Raw genomic sequence first — 16,115 nt, 5'->3', positions numbered from 1 at the left:
GTTGTAATGTTTATACGTAGCTCCATCACAACTGTTCCCCGATATGGAGCCAGCCCGTTTTCCGGCAATATTTTACCTGATCTTTGCATGATTCATTTAAATAGGTCATGTTTACAAACCCTTACAGAGTAATTACACAACAGTAAGGTCACACAACACAGCAAATATTCATCCAGCCTCTTTGTCAGGCAGGACTCTTTCTCAAACATTACAGGACGTTCATCCAAGTGAAAAAAACAAATACATCACTCATAAAAGAGTTAAAAAGCCCGGTTCTGGTTGTTTCTAAAATCATGCAGACCTCGGCTTTTCAATACTTTTTCACCAAAATCTCCCAGTCCGGTTTTCTCCTGATCGGTTCAGCGGTGATTGCCCTTATCTGGTCTAACCTGAATCCAGAGGGTTACAGCCATTTCTGGCACCAGGAACTTGCTATACATCTTGGCAACCTAAGCCTCAGTCACTCTCTCCTCCACTGGATAAACGACGGCTTGATGACTCTCTTCTTTTTCACCGTGGGCCTTGAAATTAAAAGAGAGCTTCTTGTCGGCGGGCTTTCCGACCCCAAACGCGCTGCACTGCCGGTCGCTGCAGCCATAGGGGGAATGGTTCTTCCGGCCCTCATCTATTTTTATTTCAATCAGGGGACAGACAGCCTTTCTGGCTGGGGGATTCCCATGGCGACCGATATTGCCTTTTCCCTTGCGGTACTCAGCCTTCTCGGGCGTAAGATTCCTTTTGGTATCCGTCTCTTTCTTACGGCCTTTGCCATTGTCGATGACCTTGGCGCAATTTTAGTGATCGCTCTCTTCTATACAGCCTCTATCAATCTGTACGCCCTTGCCGCTGCGGCTGTCATTTGCTGCCTACTTTTTACCATCAATAAAGCCGGAGTGCGCAAGACTTTACCCTATGCAATCCTTGGACTTATGTTGTGGTTTGCAATTTCAAGTGCAGGCCTGCATGCGACAATTGCGGGTGTGGTAACGGCCATGTTTATACCCTGCAAGGGGAAATATGATACAGATATTTTTCTTGAGATGGTTCAGCGACGCCTGGATAGAATTGAATGCCATGGCGACTCGTGCGGTCAGTCCATTCTCGTCAATCAACGGCATCTTGATGCTGTGCAGGATATTAACCTTGCCTGCAGTGAGGTAGAAACCCCGCTACAGCGCCTTGAACACTCACTTTCTTCCTGGGTGGGCTACCTGATCCTGCCTCTCTTTGCCCTGTCCAACGGTGGCGTTTCTCTTGCAGGAATGGAGCCACTCACCGCTCTCACCAATCCGGTCACCCAGGGTATTATTTTTGGTCTTGTTCTTGGTAAACCTCTTGGAATATTTATCTTTACCTTTACAATTGCAAAAATCCTGCGCACCGAGCTCATGCAAGGAACCACATGGATACAGATACTTGGTGCCGGTCTGCTTGGCGGAATAGGCTTTACCATGTCTCTTTTTATATCCAACCTCTCTTTTAACAGTGGCATAATGCTCGAATATGCTAAAGTTGGTATAATGATAGGCTCGTTTATCAGCGCAGCCCTTGGGTATGCACTACTTCGCTGGGGGAAATAAGTTCGTTCCGGCACATCATTTATAGACTGATTATGGGACAACTGTACCTCAACGAATACGCAAAAAACCTGGTTGGTAAAAGAGTCTGCATTGCCTGCAGGGAAGGGATACTTCGGGATAATTTCAGAGAAATTATTGCTGATATTAAATTTCTTACCAAAAACGGGGTGGAAACCACGCTGTTTCACAACCTGCCCAACCGCTTTGCCAACCAGAAACTGCTCAACACCCTTAAGCAGAAACTCTCCGCAACAACGATAACCCGGATTGCACCCGATGAGAATTTTTACCTGGCGGTTCTCACAAACCCGGAAGCCACCTTCAAGGTAATTCTTTTAGAACGTAGATTCCTGATTGACAACAATGGCCATAAAATTAATACGTTGACCACGAGCGGTATCCGTGAATCCCCGGATGAATTTGCAAGCCTTATCGCAAATACGAATTTCAAGGATACCATGAATCTTATTTGTGAAACCATTGAGGCGGGTCAGTGCGAGCGTATTCACATTCTTCCAGCGGGAAAAAACAGTATTAAACAGGAACTGTTTACCGTGGAAGGAAGCGGTACCATGATTGCCAACAACTTTACGGAGATATTTCGTAGGGTGGAAAGTGATGAAGATGTCGCCGCCGTCAATCGTATCCTCGCAATGTACAAACGGGCAGGTTTTTTAAAACCACGCAACAAGGATTACGTCTTCGAGCATCGTGACCATTTTTATGTTACGGAAATAGACTCTATTATCGTCGGCTGCGTAGAACAAAAGATTATCGACCACAGAACCATAGAACTGGGGGCCCTGGCCATCTCCACCCGGTTTCGCAACCAGCGGATAGGTGTATTTACCATCACCGCATTCCTTGAAACCATGGTATCTCTGGGCTATTCCCGTTTTATATCCCTTACCTTAAACCCAAGACTCCAGGCTCTTTTAACCAGACTCGGCTTTGTCGCGGAGAGCCGTGAAGAATATAGCGAGCGGCAAAACCAGAGCCCCAAGGTTCAGATGTTCTTCAAGTTGCTTCAGTAGCCGTGCATCCCGTCAACAATCCCAACCAGTATATCATCCAGGGCCGCCTTCCTTCAGGCCCACATACGTCCCTGTTTCACACAGACTCTTAATACCTGATCAACCTGTTTTTTCTGTCAGGTATTTCCTAACAATATTCAAACTTGGAGAAGTCGAAGACGACATGTTATGTTGCACGCTTTTTGGGGGTGTCTCCTTCCTCCATTCACAGTAGTGATTTGCAAGTGATAATAGTTTGAGATAATGGGATCTGAGAAACGGTAGTATTTTTTTTGCATCAAAGCCAAGTGGTTGTAACATTGTTGAGTCAGGGCAAGGACAGCAGTATCTTCACACCAGAAGTTAAGTGACCTTCATCAATATAGCCGATGGCACCAGAGGTAGAACGTACATAATCCAATACCGCCTGATCACTTTCCAGTTCCGGTGGAGGCGTACCTTTACCTATTGCGCGCCGCACAATCCAATATGCCACATAATCATCATCGCTCTGCTTGATGACGGCCTTCATGAACAAATCACGCGAACTATCACCCGTATTTAAATTAACCGGTTGAATCGATTTACCCTGCACCATTACAACCCTGCCGGTATAGATACGGCGCAATAGTGCACCATCCATTGTTTCCAGCGTTTTATTGCCAATCACGAGCACACCGGCAGAGCACGGCGATGTCGTCGTCCCCCATACAAGGAGAAAGACCACGCACATGAGCTTTCTCCCCAAGCTTTTTACTAACCCAGAGAGCAAGAGAGAGCTGCTGTTTTTAGTTCGTGCTCCATGGTTTGGCAGAACCGTAGAACACGCGTTAACCATCTCGTCGGCGTACCATGTTTAAAAGGCAAAATTGTAGGAAAAGGAATAGACCATCACATTTTCATTTTCTATCGAGCCATCAAACATAGCCGACCGGTCACCCACGTGGGTGAGCATAACTTCTGCTTTCAATTTCTGTTTGGGAGAAAATGCATAAGAAGTACCGAGCATCCATGATTTCTGGTCATAGATCGCCATGGCACTTGCCCCATCGTCAATGAGCTCCTGAGTGACACCCAAGGAAGGAACAGCCGTAGCACCCTGGACCTTACGCCAGGTATCCAACCCATCGCTCCAGGTCTGGGCATAGGTGAGATAAGGCGTCCAGTTACCGAGCTTACGAGAGGCTGAAATGTATCCGGCAAAGGTCGGTGGACCTGCCTCAAAATCCTCAACAACAACAGCGGTACCCTCGGCCGAAATCAAAAAACCACCGAGAGGAAACCTGGCACCAAGAAAAAAGGTATTCCCATAAGTCTCCGATTTATAAACCGGTTCACCGAGAGTATACATTCCTCCGCCAAGTTCCACGAAGGTGTATTCACTGAGAAGTCCTTGACGAGCATCGGGATCAATTTTTGTATAATGCCACCCTGCCCGGTACATGGCCTGGTCGTAATCAGTCACTGTTAAAATCAGACCACCTGCAGTAACGTCTGCAGAATAGAAGACAGCCGTATCACTATAATTGTAATAGGTCCGATAGTCCCGGTTTTGCATGCCAAGCGAACCATCCAAAGTCACTTCATAATCGGTAGTATTCCAGGTTTTGGCAATGCTCAACCCGTCAAAGTCGTAAGAGGACGAGAGGAGATATACTTCATTTGGCAAGCGAACCATATCGTAGGAGACGCCCACATCAAGATTCTGTTGGTTGAGCAGTCCACCGAGACTTATCCGGCCTGCGCGAATCAACCAATCGTTGGTTGGACGGTAGGAGATCATTGTCCATTTCAACTGTGGTGTGATAACGTCGTCGTCGTCCGTACTGGGAGCAAGAATCAGTTGCGTGGTGAACCCCCATTTGTCATTGAGTTTAGCGTCAAACTGCAGGCCTAATAACGAATCACGCTTTACGGTTCCATCGTTGTCAATAAAGCGCTGGTACCTTACACTGTTGTCGGATATTGCCCCTCCCAACGTTCCGAAACCGGATATTGAGTAGTCAAAAGCCCGGGCCTCTGTGACAAACAAAAGCATTACGCAACACAGGGTTATATATCTGTTCATATTTAACCTCTCCATCCACAGTTCTCCTTGTAATAAAGCTGTCGTTCATTAATGTTGATCATCCCACTGGTTCCTTATATTTTGTACTTCCGAGTCAAACGAAAGAAAGACATCGACAATCTGGGAATCAAGGTGACTCCCTCGAGAATCCTGCAAAACTGCAGAGGCAATTTCATGGGACAGCGCCTTTTTATAGGGCCGATCACTTCTAATTGCATCATAGACATCAGCTACGGCCATCATGCGTGCGGGTAACGGGATATCATTACCTGCAAGCCCATGTGGATAGCCGGAACCATCCCATCTTTCATGATGTGAAAGCGCAATCTGTTGGGCAATCTCTAAAAATCCACCAATTGCACCCAGGTTTTTCTTGGCCTGATCAAGAATTTCATAACCTCGCACTGTATGGAGTTTCATAATTTCAAACTCTTCCTCGGTAAGCTTGCCTGGTTTGAGCAATATCGTATCCGGGGTCGCTATCTTACCGACATCATGTAACGGTGCAGAATTGATTATCTGGGTTGTTCTTGTCGTGGTTAAATATTCAGTATGTTCCGCAATATTTTGCAGGGCGTGCACGATGAGGCGCATATATTCTTGCGTTCGGCGAATATGGTTTCCGGTTTCTTCATCGCGAAATTCGGCAAGCGAGGTCATCACATGGATGGTCGCCTCCTGCATTTGGTTAATCTCCGAGATACGGCGTGACACTTCCTTTTCAAGCCAGCTATTGCGGTCAATCAGTAAGTCGTTGTATTTTTTAATCTCTAGATGATTCCGAACTCGTGCCAGCAGAATGGGTGGGCTGATAGGTTTATGGATGTAATCGGCGGCCCCGAGATTCAGACCGTAGGCTTCATCTTCCACCAGGGTTTTGGTGGTGAGAAAAAGAACAGGAATATCACAGGAAGCCCCATCCGCTTTTAATCGACGGCAGACCTCAAGCCCATCAATATTGGGCATCATAACATCCAGTAAGATCAGATCAGGAGGACTCGCCGCTACAAGCTGGAGGGCCTGGGCACCATTGGTTGCAGTTTTCACACGGTAAGAACCTTTTAATAATTCCACCAGCAGAAACAGATTAGCAGGTGTGTCATCAACACAGAGAATAGTGGCTTCCTTTTGAGAATTAAGTATCATGATTCACTGAGGGAGGCTTGTAACAATAACTGCGCTTCTTCAAACTGAAACTGGCCAATCGCCAGAGCGAGTTTTTTTTCAGTAGCAGGAGATAATATTTTTTTCAGCATAGCTTCGTGGTCACTCCAAAAATCCAAGGCTGCACTATCTGCCTCACACAGAAGGTAGTCCAACTGCATTAAAATTTCCTTTGATTTGCGATCAATCAACGGTGTGACAGCCACCTCCGCCGACTGCTGTTGTTCATCTGCAAAGAAACGTGCCAATGCAGTTAAGATTGGTGTAAGTTTTTCATCGAGTTCTACGAGCAAGGAGTCCAGATTGGGCTTGTTGCTCATGACCGCTGATTCTATTTTCACGCACATCTCCTGACAATCACTCGCTCCTATGGTTCCTGACAATCCTTTGAAGGTATGTATCGCACTTGAAAATTCGCCCCATTGCTCCTTTTCCACCAGTGCTAAAAGAGTTGAGGTGAGATTACTGAAATTTTTCACATGGTCTGCCAAAATCTTTCTATACAAATCAATCATGCCTCCACAGTGACTCAACCCCTTCGTCAAATCCACACCTGGAATGTTTGTTGGCAGATCATTACATGCCTCTGACGTTTCATCGTTTTCAACCCCGTATGATGATTGTAACAACAACGAAGGTGTATCATTGGTGTAATAACCTGACAAGGTTTGCAGGAGAAGCTCCAATTCAAAAGGTTTGGCGATATGATCATTCATGCCAGCCGATATACATCTCCGTTTTTCTTCAATCATTGCATGCGCTGTCATGGCGATAATGGGCAAAGAAGCATACCTGTCTTGACTGCGAAGCAGGCGAGTTGCCTCATAACCATCCATTACCGGCATTTGGATATCCATTAAAACAACATGATAATAAGTATCCGGTTTTAAATTTAGAATGTCAATGGCTTCCTGGCCATTGTTGGCCGTATCGATCTGGATGCCACAGTTGGAAAGCATTTCCGAGGCAATGAGCTGATTGACTTCGTTGTCTTCGACCACCAGGACCCGCATCCCCTCAAGATCGGTTTTGCGTGCAACCTGTTCTTTCTTTTGTTCCCCCGCATACAGTTGTCTTTTCTCTAAGAGTAGTTTGCGTATTTCATTTGGCAGTATGGGTTTAGGCAGAAATTGACATATCTTCTGATTTGCACACAACTCGTGAATTTTCTCAATATCATAGGCCGACATAACCACAATTTCAGGCTGATTTAAGGTTGGCAATGTTCTAATTGCAGTTATCAACTCTTCTCCACCCATATTGGGCATGACCCAATCGATGAAAATCATATCAAAGCCATCATCTGATTGATCAAGGCATTGTAAGGCAGCCACACCCGAGTCAACCATTACGCTTTCCAGGCCAAAATGTCCGAGTATAGTATGCAGTACCATCCGGGCTGGTTCATGGTCATCCACAATCAAAACGTTGAGCCCATGGCCAAGCTGCCTGCTTGGAACACCATGGGTTTCAGACTGATCAGCTTGAGGGAGACTGATCGTGAAACAAAATTGTGTTCCTTGGTTTTTCTCACTTGTGACGGAAATTCTTCCTCCCATCAGGGTCGTGAGTCGTTTGGCAATGCTTAAGCCAAGACCGGTACCACCATGCCTGCGGGTGGTAGATTCATCGGCCTGGGAAAATTCCTGAAAAAGTCGTCCAACCTGCTCGGGAGTCATGCCTATACCCGTATCCCTCACGGTAAACTGCAACTCGGAAGCCGTTGGTGTGCGGCCTGTCTCTTCAATACTCAACTGAACATAGCCGTTATCTGTAAATTTTACGGCATTGGAGAGAAGGTTATTGAGCACTTGCTCCAGGCGCAGCGGGTCGCCCAAAAAGACCCCGGTGTCACCGATTAAATGGGAATTTTTAATATCGAGCAGAAGTTCCATCTTTTTTTCAAGAACCCGATGACGCAGTAATGAGAGAGAGTTTCCGACAACATCTTCCAGTCGAAAGGAGACAATCTCAAGTTCGAGTTTTCCGGCCTCGATTTTCGAAAAATCTAAAATGTCATTGATGATCCTGAGCAGGGATTGCGCAGCATACTGAATTTTACCGATATAATCTTTTTGACGTGCATCAAGCTCGGTGTTGAGGGTCAAATAAGCCATACCGATAATAGCATTCATCGGTGTTCTTATTTCGTGACTCATATTGGCCAAAAACAACGACTTTGCCCGAGTTGAATCTTCTGCTTTAAGAGAGGCAACCTCAAGTTGTTTTTGAATTTCTTCTCTGTGAAAAATATCATCCTGGATGTTATTTGCCATGGCGTTAAAGGTCTGACCAAGTGCCTGGAGTTCGCGAACACCCTGCCTGGTCTCCGCTCGAATGGCATACTCACCTGCCCCAAAACTGAGGGCGGTCTGGGTCAGGTCTTTCATTGGGGCGAGCACCTTCTTGCGAATGACTTCCATTGCAATGAGGACAATAAAAACGGTAAGAGCCAACATGATAATAGCGGCGTAGATGCTTCGGCTCAATTGAGTCGAAACTTGTTGCACCGAAATTTTGGTTCGTTTGTCCGTCAAATCGGCAAAAAACTCTACTGTCTGGAAAAGATCGTTTTCCAATTGCAGGTAATGGTCACTATATACAAGATTATTGGCAAATTGGGGTTGCGGCTCACCATCGTTGATAAATTGCTTCTCCATAGGGTCATACAATCCTTGAGTGGCTGCAAAGGAGATCTGATCCTGATTGTATAAATTCTGGGAAGATTTCAGTATATTATCCAATGCAATGAATTCTTCTTTCGTGAATCCAAAGGCCTTCATGCGTTCCGAAACCGATTGACCTGGGTTGTCTTTTGGCATTATATGCTCACGCGCACCCGCCATTACCTCCGCCCAGTAGGTGTGGTTGTAATTCTCAGGAGGAGCTTTCTTTCCCTGTCTGATCTCAATAATATCATAATAATATCTGAGAAATCTGGTATTCGCTGTGGCGGTATAAGCGCGAACCATCTTTGACAGGGCAGCCGTTTCCTGTTCGATATCATAGGTTATTTGCAAGGAATTCTGGCGATTCTGCTGTTGGCCCAGAGTCTGTTTGTGTAACTTCAAGACATAGAGCAACATCAAGCCATTAAATGATAGAGCAAGGAATACTAATATCACAAAGAAAACCGCAAAGCGGTTAAGTGCCAGATTCTTCAGTTCAAATTGTCGCATTTCTATACATGGTCAGCTCCTAATATTTTACCCAGAACACCTGATAGAGGTGGTCTGGATACAACTCCGCCATCCCTCTCGTGCCTTCTTGTCCTGAATGCTGCATTTTCGAGAGGCTGTCTATAATTGAAAAAGTGATACGATCTGAGAAGTTGTTTGCCAAAAATTTACGTGAACCTTTTCCAGAGATTATCTGTTCCAGCCGCAATCGGTTATAGGCGTTGCAACTATTCCACTCCCCGCGTCGGCACCTTGCTGAGGGCCTTTTCGAAATCGTCAAGATTGTAGGGTTTCGCGATTGCTCCTGAAAAACCATATTGCTTAAAGTTGGCGACAACCGGATCACTGGAGTAGCCACTCGAGACGATAAGATAAGCAGTGGGATCTATAGCGAGGATAACTTCTGCGCTCTCTTTACCGCCCAGACCACCCGGAATAGTCAAATCCATAATAACCACTGTGTAAGGTTGCCCAGCCTGCAGCGCCGTCCGGTAAAGTTCAATGGCTTCTCCCCCACCCGCGCATGTAGTTACTTCGTACCCTAAAAATATGAGCATCTCGGCGGCAGTATCTCTGATCATCTGCTCATCATCCATGATGAGAATTGATCCTCCTGCGGCTAATCCACGGGCTTTTTCTGTCATCCGGGTCTGTTTTTCTTCAGTGAAACCAGTCGAGGGCAACAGGAGAGTGAAGGTAGTCCCTTCACCCACACTCGAGGAGACACCTATATGGCCATTGTGTCGTTGAATGATCGAATAAGCGGTGGCAAGCCCCAGTCCTGTACCGGATATTTTGGTGGAAAAGTAGGGATCAAATATGTTTGCCATGCCTTCAGGCGATATGCCGCACCCTGTATCATGGATTTCAAGCCTGACATATGGTCCGGTTTCGAGATTGAAAGGATTGCCTGTCTGCACATTTTCATTTGAACCGGTGATCGTTAGGGTTCCTCCACCGGGCATGGCCTGATCAGCGTTAATAATAAGATTGTTCAACACCTGACAGACCTGCCCTTCATCTGCCTGAATCGAGTGGAGAGATTCTGGAATGCTCACAACAGGTCTGACATTCGAGCCTCGAAGCATGAAAGACACCGCATCACGAACCAGTCGCTGCAGTGAGACCACCTCTTTGTTCGGCTCACCGCCTTTGGCAAAAGTGAGGAGCTGCTGGGCAAGCTCAGCGGCCCGCCGGGTTGCTTTTTCCGCTTCCGCAAGAGCTTTGTGTGCTCTATGGTCAGGCTCAAGGAGCACCTGGGAAAAGGAGAGGTTACCCATGATGCCAGTCAGAATATTGTTAAAGTCGTGGGCAATTCCTCCTGCAAGGACACCCAGAGACTCAAGTTTCTCTATTTTTTGCTGTTCTTTTTCGTGCTTTTTCAACTCTGTAATATCTTCAAGAGCAGCGATAACCTCCGTAGGTGACTGACCGGGGGTGACCGGATTGAAAAAACCACGCAGAAAGGTAGTCTTCCCCCCGTTAATGGAAGTGTATGAACCTTCGTAGGAGACAACCTCACCGGAGAGCGCTTTTTTGATGGTTTCCCGCATTTTTGGACTACTGTGTCTGGCGGTATTGAAACCAAGAAGTTTTTCTCTTGTCGAACCCATCATGTCGACAAATCTATCGTTAAAATCGACAATATTTCCGTCTGGGTCAAATCTGATTACCGCAAGGGGTGATCGTTCAAAGATGATTTTGTAACGCTTTTCACTTTCGCGCAGGGCATCTTCCATTTGCTTACGTTCGGTGATATCGATGCTGTAGCCTGCAACCAGCGATTTACCGCCTTGCACTATGGGGAATTTAATCGTCGAATAGGTTCTGCCGTCAATAATATCCTCTGTTTGCAGGAGAACTCCGTTTCTGGCGACTTCCTGATCATCTCTTGTGGTTTGCGCAGCAAAGTCGGGAGGAAACAGTTCCGCCATATTTTTGCCGATCAATTCCTCACTTGATTTGTGAAGGGAAGCGGCATAATTGTCACTGACCTGGACAATCCTGCTTTCACCCTCAATCATCTCCTTGATATAAACGTGTGCAGGGGAGTAGCGCAGAAAGAGTGAAAAGATTTCATTTGCTTCACGTATATCATCGATCGCTTTCTTGCGTTGCAGGGCGTCACCAATATGCCTTGCAACATACGCCATGAGATCCTTATCCTTGTCTGTATAGACATACTCATGATAACTCTGAACCAGAACGACCCCGGAAAGATGCTCAAGATAAAATGGCGCACCGACCAGGGAATAGGCCTTTGTTCCCAGGGGGCTGATATTATTTTCCCGGCAAAACTCGTCAAACATCTCAGGGACCATAAGTAACGGCTTGCCACTTGCGAGTATATAGCCCGACATCGAATGTTTCCCTGAGGGATCGACTTCAACCTCAAGCCCCTGCATGTGTGCGTCGAACTCATCATTATAATAGACAAATTTGATAAATTGCCGACCATCACGCTGCTGACGCAGAGCTATAAAGAAGTTTCGGGCGTTGATAAAGCGGCCTACAATTTCATGTAAGGAGCTGTAAAGCGCATCCTGGCTTACAAGCGAATGGGCCTTCTCACTGATTTCATAGAGAGCTTGTTCCAGCTTTTCAGGATATCCTCGGGATACTCTCGAAGAGAGAGGATGGGCGTCTATTTTTTCTCTATTTTTTGCGCTGTTTTCGAGTTTTTCCATAAAGTGAACAAGGCTTGGAGAGGTGAATTGTTATTGGTAACCCTGGCGCTGGTGGCTGACGTGATAAAACACATCTATTGCAGTCAACACATTAGATGCATCATCTGTAAAAATGTTTTCAGAAAAGAGAAAAGCGTACACCTAAAATATTACAATCACCAGCTTTGCTGAAGATGCAGACAATAGCCACAACAGTGTGCTTTTATACAGCATGTGGCTGTTTACAATGCAAATTCGGCACATCTGGAGATCCAAAATGACGGCAACATACAGTAAACACATTGTTTTACTTGCATTAACAGGTAAGTGATCTTTGTGACATTCCACGGGTCAATACAATGATATTACATATAGTTTGTGATTTTCGAATGTTTGCGTGCAAAATTCAGGGTACAGCCAAGCAAATAAATGATATCAAATTTTATAAACCTGCACAAAGCCAATTAAAAAATATTACCAAAAGCTTCCCTTTGAACTCAGCCTTCTTCGGTGTTTTATTTCATTTTAAGCGACGCAGGACCAAGCAATTTATTCCATAATAAACGGCGAAAAAGTTCAAGAAAAGAGTTGGCTTAAAACTGCCGGAAGCGGTATTCTCGCAAAATCCGGGAAAAAACCGCTTCCTGACGGGGAGTTGACAACCCCATGGCATAATTCTGTAAGACTATCCTGCACCAGCCTCAACTCTCCCCTCAGCCATAGTCTTTCTTCTTCTTGCCCCATGAACGTTCAACCTGTCCCTCAAAACCAGCGGCGTGCTGATTCCAGGGCAAGAGCTGAATGTACCATTCACACAAGTACCCCAACCCTCTCAAAAACTCTGTGCCCCCCATCGTGGCGTTCAATGGTCAGCACATCCGGTAATTTTTTGACCTGCTTGATGATCTGTTCCAGCTTATTCTCTTCATTTACCTGCAGCCACATCTTGCTGGTCATACCGTCTTGCATTGGGATACAGATAATTCCTTCAACGTTATATGCCCGCCTGGAAAAAAGGCCGCAGATATGCGACATGACACCCGGATGATTGTTTACCACTAATTCAAGTACTGCAATAGCGTCAACCTGTCTTGTCTTCTCCATTTCACTGTCCCTGTTATTTACATTTTTCTGCATTACACCCTCCCAACATGATGCTGTTTGAAGCCCCTGGGGGAACCATCGGATACACATCTTCCTCTCTATCAATTGGTACGTTGATCAGACACGGTCCCGGTTCAGCGAGCATTCTCTCTAAAAGGGCAGGTAGATCGCCGCCCGCTTCGACATTCACCGCTTTCATGCCAAAACCTTTGGCGATGGTCACAAAATCGATATCAATCTGAAAATCCGAGGCAAAGAGCTGTTTGTTGTAAAAAAGGTTCTGCTGCTGACGCACGAGTCCTAACGAATTGTTATTCATAATAATAATTTTTATATTCACCTGTTGCTCTATGGCTGTTGCAAGCTCCTGTATATTCATCTGCAAACTGCCATCTCCCGTGAACAGGACAATCTGTTTATCCGGATGGGCAAGGGCTGCACCAATTGCTGCAGGGAGCCCAAAGCCCATGGTGCCAAGACCGCCTGAAGTAAGCAATTGCCTCGGTCTTTCAAAGGGGAAGACCTGGGCAGCCCACATCTGATGTTTGCCGACATCCGTTGAGATAAAACTTCCCTCGTCGAGCAATTCTGAAGTTTTGAGGATCAGGCCATAGGGCTTTTCCGGAACCCTCGCCTCAGGTGAGGTCATCGGGTACATTTCTTTGAGGACTTCAATCTGATTATTCCAGATAGTTCGGCTGTTTTCAGTGACCAGGGGAAGCAAGGCTTCCAGGGACCTTTTAACATCTCCCACAAGGGCAATATGAGCTGTCTTTAATTTCGACACCTCGCTGGGATCAATATCCATATGGATAATGCTGGCATCCGGGCAGAATTCAACGATTTTTCCTGTCGCCCTGTCATCAAACCGTGCACCGGCAGCTATAAACAGATCACAATCCTGCAATGCCATATTGGTGGAACGGGCCGCATGCATCCCCAGCATACCAAGAGAGAGTTGATGATCTGAGGCAATTGCCCCCAGGCCCATCAGGGTCATGGTCGTGGGCAAGCCCCCTTTTTCGGCAAGCAATCGGCCTGCCTCCGCAGCACCTGCATGAATAATCCCTCCCCCCAGGCAGAGAATTGGTCGTTTTGCCCGATTTATCATATCGGCTGCCGCCCGTAATGATTCGATATCTGTTGCTTTTTCGGTAGTGCGTCTGCCGGGTTCAGGCCACTGAGCAAAAGAAATTTCAGCCATCTGAACATCCTTTGGTACATCAATCAAAACCGGCCCGGGACGTCCGGAAAGTGCCAGTTCAAAGGCTCTGGGAATGATAGTGAGCAGCTCGCCCACCGTACGGACCAGAAAATTGTGTTTGGTGATGGGAATCGACATTCCATAGGTATCTACCTCCTGAAAAGCATCCGTTCCAATGAGTGATGCAGGCACCTGGCCGGTAATACAAATAACAGGGATAGAATCAAGATAGGCATCCGCAATGGCTGTGAGGACATTAGTGGCCCCCGGCCCCGATGTGGCAAAGCAGACAGCAGCCTTTCCGGTCGACCGGGCAATTCCCTGGGCCACAAAGCCTGCCCCCTGTTCATGCCGACAGAGAATATGTCGTATGGCTGTAGATTCAAAGAGGGCATCATACATCGGCAGATTTGCCCCACCCGGAATTCCTGCGATAATGTCAATCCCTTGCCTTTCCAGCAACTTCACTATGAGTTGAGCACCATTCATTGTATTCATATTATCCTCCGTGGATATTCATGATTGCTGGCAATTCGGAAGCGAGGGCATAAAAAAACCCCCGCCGGCGAAGCGCCAACAGGGGTTTAACTACTTGATTTATTTTATCTTATCCCCTCACGGCACTCCGCCTTCAACCTTTCGGACCACGACCACCACACTGACGACGAGTGCGACATTAAGGAACAGGTTTGAAATGATTGAAGTTAGTGAATGCATTTTCTGTAAGGGAAAAATTTAATTTTATGTGCTAATTATCAATAGCAATAGCAAAAAATAACTGAGCGGTCAAGTGTTTTACGGTCCAGCAAAAAACCGTCATGGCATTTTCTTTGCGGCCAGCTGTATATTACCCTGAATCTGTCATGATAATTCCTGACCAACCCTCATAATATCAGAAACTTGGTGTATCTGTGATTGAACTCTTTTGTTTCAAATCAATTCCTCAAATCATTTTCGGCGCCACAGCCCAAAAAGAAATATCCCGGAAAGCAGCCCATTATGGTTCTAGGACACTGCTTGTTACCGGAGCAAAATCTTTTGTCGCCTCGGATGCCTTCAACCAGTTGGTCGTTGACCTTGATCAGTTGCAGGTAACGTATCTTTCTGAGAGTATCAACCAGGAACCATCTCCGCAGATGATAGATGATATCGTCACCAGACATAAGGGGAAACAGTTCCATTCTGTCGTCGCAATCGGCGGCGGCAGTGTATTGGATGCCGGAAAAGCCATCTCGGCAATGCTCAAAGAAGATCTACCGGTGATAAATTACCTGGAAGGGGTGGGCAGCCAACAACCGAGCGGCAGAAAGATCCCGTTTATTGCAGTACCAACCACCTCAGGAACAGGAAGTGAAACCACAAGCAACGCTGTCCTCAGTGTTGTGGGGACAAGAGGCTTTAAAAAGTCCCTCCGCCATGACAGCTATATCCCTGACGTCGCGATAGTCGACCCCGAACTTACCCGGAACTGCCCGCCTTCTCTTACCGCAAGTTGTGGAATGGATTGCTTTACTCAACTGGTTGAGGCCTATCTCTCCACAAACAGCTCTCCTTTAACCGACAGCTTGGCACTGCAGGGCATCACAGCCATCGCCCGTTCCCTCCTCACAGTGGTCAAGGAGGGAACAAACCTTGAAGCACGCAGCGATCTTGCCTATGCGGCAATGCTATCCGGTATCGTTCTGGCCAACGCAGGCCTTGGAACGGTTCATGGTTTTGCCTCCGCCATTGGAGGTATCATTCCTGCCGCCCATGGAAACATCTGCGGTACACTGATGGAACCATGCAATCACCTTACTCTTTTACGACTCAGGCAGGAAAATATCGAACATCCGGCCCTTACTAAATACACCGAACTTGGAAAAATATTTTCCGGTGCGGCCGGAAAAAGCGATGCCTGGTTACAGGATCACTTCATCAACATCCTTGGAGAATATACCGAGAATCTCAAGATTCCCGATCTCTCTACATTTAATATTTCCGATGAAACGATACAGAAAATAGTGTCCGAAACGGCCAATAAGTACAACCCAATAGAATTGGGAGAAAACGATCTTAAGACTATTCTTCGAGCAAGATGCTAAAGGGCTGCCACTTACCTGAGGGGGGCTAACTGCCCTGAGTCATCTTGATTGTT

General features: G+C 46.4%; 11 protein-coding genes. 3 read left to right on the top strand and 8 right to left on the bottom strand.

Translation table 11 applies throughout. The annotated features are described in order from the left end of the window. The first annotated feature begins 227 nt into the window (after positions 1–227). On the top strand, positions 228–1,580 hold the full coding sequence (gene nhaA, locus FCL48_RS02915) for a Na+/H+ antiporter NhaA (protein ID WP_205747625.1): 1,353 nt from the start codon (positions 228–230) through the stop codon (positions 1,578–1,580). 32 nt (positions 1,581–1,612) lie between these two features. Beyond that, positions 1,613–2,614 carry a GNAT family N-acetyltransferase gene (locus FCL48_RS02910; RefSeq protein WP_136870738.1) on the top strand — a complete coding sequence of 334 codons (1,002 nt, stop codon included), beginning with the start codon at positions 1,613–1,615 and terminating at the stop codon, positions 2,612–2,614. Between the two features lie 307 nt (positions 2,615–2,921). Here FCL48_RS02910 and FCL48_RS02905 read toward each other — a convergent pair whose 3' ends face one another. The 8 genes from FCL48_RS02905 to ilvB all read right to left on the bottom strand — a co-directional run bounded on the left by FCL48_RS02905 (position 2,922) and on the right by ilvB (position 14,476). Then, positions 2,922–3,263 carry a hypothetical protein gene (locus tag FCL48_RS02905; RefSeq protein ID WP_136870737.1) on the bottom strand — a complete coding sequence of 114 codons (342 nt, stop codon included), beginning with the start codon at positions 3,261–3,263 and terminating at the stop codon, positions 2,922–2,924. Between the two features lie 186 nt (positions 3,264–3,449). Beyond that, positions 3,450–4,661, bottom strand: a complete 1,212-nt coding sequence (locus tag FCL48_RS02900) for a hypothetical protein (RefSeq protein WP_136870736.1) — start codon at positions 4,659–4,661, stop codon at positions 3,450–3,452. Positions 4,662–4,709: 48 nt separating this feature from the next. Beyond that, complete coding sequence (locus FCL48_RS02895; protein ID WP_136870735.1) at positions 4,710–5,807, bottom strand: HD domain-containing phosphohydrolase; 1,098 nt, start codon at positions 5,805–5,807, stop codon at positions 4,710–4,712. Then, positions 5,804–9,004 (bottom strand): hybrid sensor histidine kinase/response regulator, encoded by a 3,201-nt coding sequence (locus FCL48_RS02890; protein ID WP_136870734.1) that lies wholly within the window; start codon positions 9,002–9,004, stop codon positions 5,804–5,806. Before FCL48_RS02890 ends, FCL48_RS02895 begins: the two co-directional genes overlap by 4 nt. Before the next feature lie 227 nt (positions 9,005–9,231). Beyond that, positions 9,232–11,691, bottom strand: coding sequence for a PAS domain S-box protein (locus FCL48_RS02885; protein ID WP_136870733.1), 2,460 nt, complete (start codon positions 11,689–11,691; stop codon positions 9,232–9,234). A 555-nt stretch (positions 11,692–12,246) separates the two neighbouring features. After that, complete coding sequence (locus FCL48_RS24900) at positions 12,247–12,414, bottom strand: hypothetical protein (protein ID WP_169309050.1); 168 nt, start codon at positions 12,412–12,414, stop codon at positions 12,247–12,249. Between the two features lie 66 nt (positions 12,415–12,480). After that, a complete protein-coding gene (gene ilvN, locus FCL48_RS02880) occupies positions 12,481–12,807 on the bottom strand; it encodes an acetolactate synthase small subunit (protein WP_240744723.1) in 327 nt (108 codons plus the stop codon). After that, on the bottom strand, positions 12,788–14,476 hold the full coding sequence (gene ilvB, locus FCL48_RS02875; RefSeq protein WP_136870732.1) for an acetolactate synthase large subunit: 1,689 nt from the start codon (positions 14,474–14,476) through the stop codon (positions 12,788–12,790). Before ilvB ends, ilvN begins: the two co-directional genes overlap by 20 nt. Positions 14,477–14,889: 413 nt before the next feature. Here ilvB and FCL48_RS02870 point away from each other — a divergent pair, with 413 nt between their 5' ends. Then, entirely contained in the window at positions 14,890–16,062 is a 1,173-nt protein-coding gene (locus tag FCL48_RS02870; RefSeq protein WP_136870731.1) for an iron-containing alcohol dehydrogenase, read from the top strand. Positions 16,063–16,115 lie beyond the last annotated feature (53 nt).

Source organism: Desulforhopalus sp. IMCC35007 (assembly GCF_005116575.1).
Classification (GTDB): domain Bacteria; phylum Desulfobacterota; class Desulfobulbia; order Desulfobulbales; family Desulfocapsaceae; genus Desulforhopalus_A.
The sequence above is the reverse complement of the archived record's forward strand: the minus strand, read 5'-3'. Positions and strand labels throughout refer to the sequence as shown.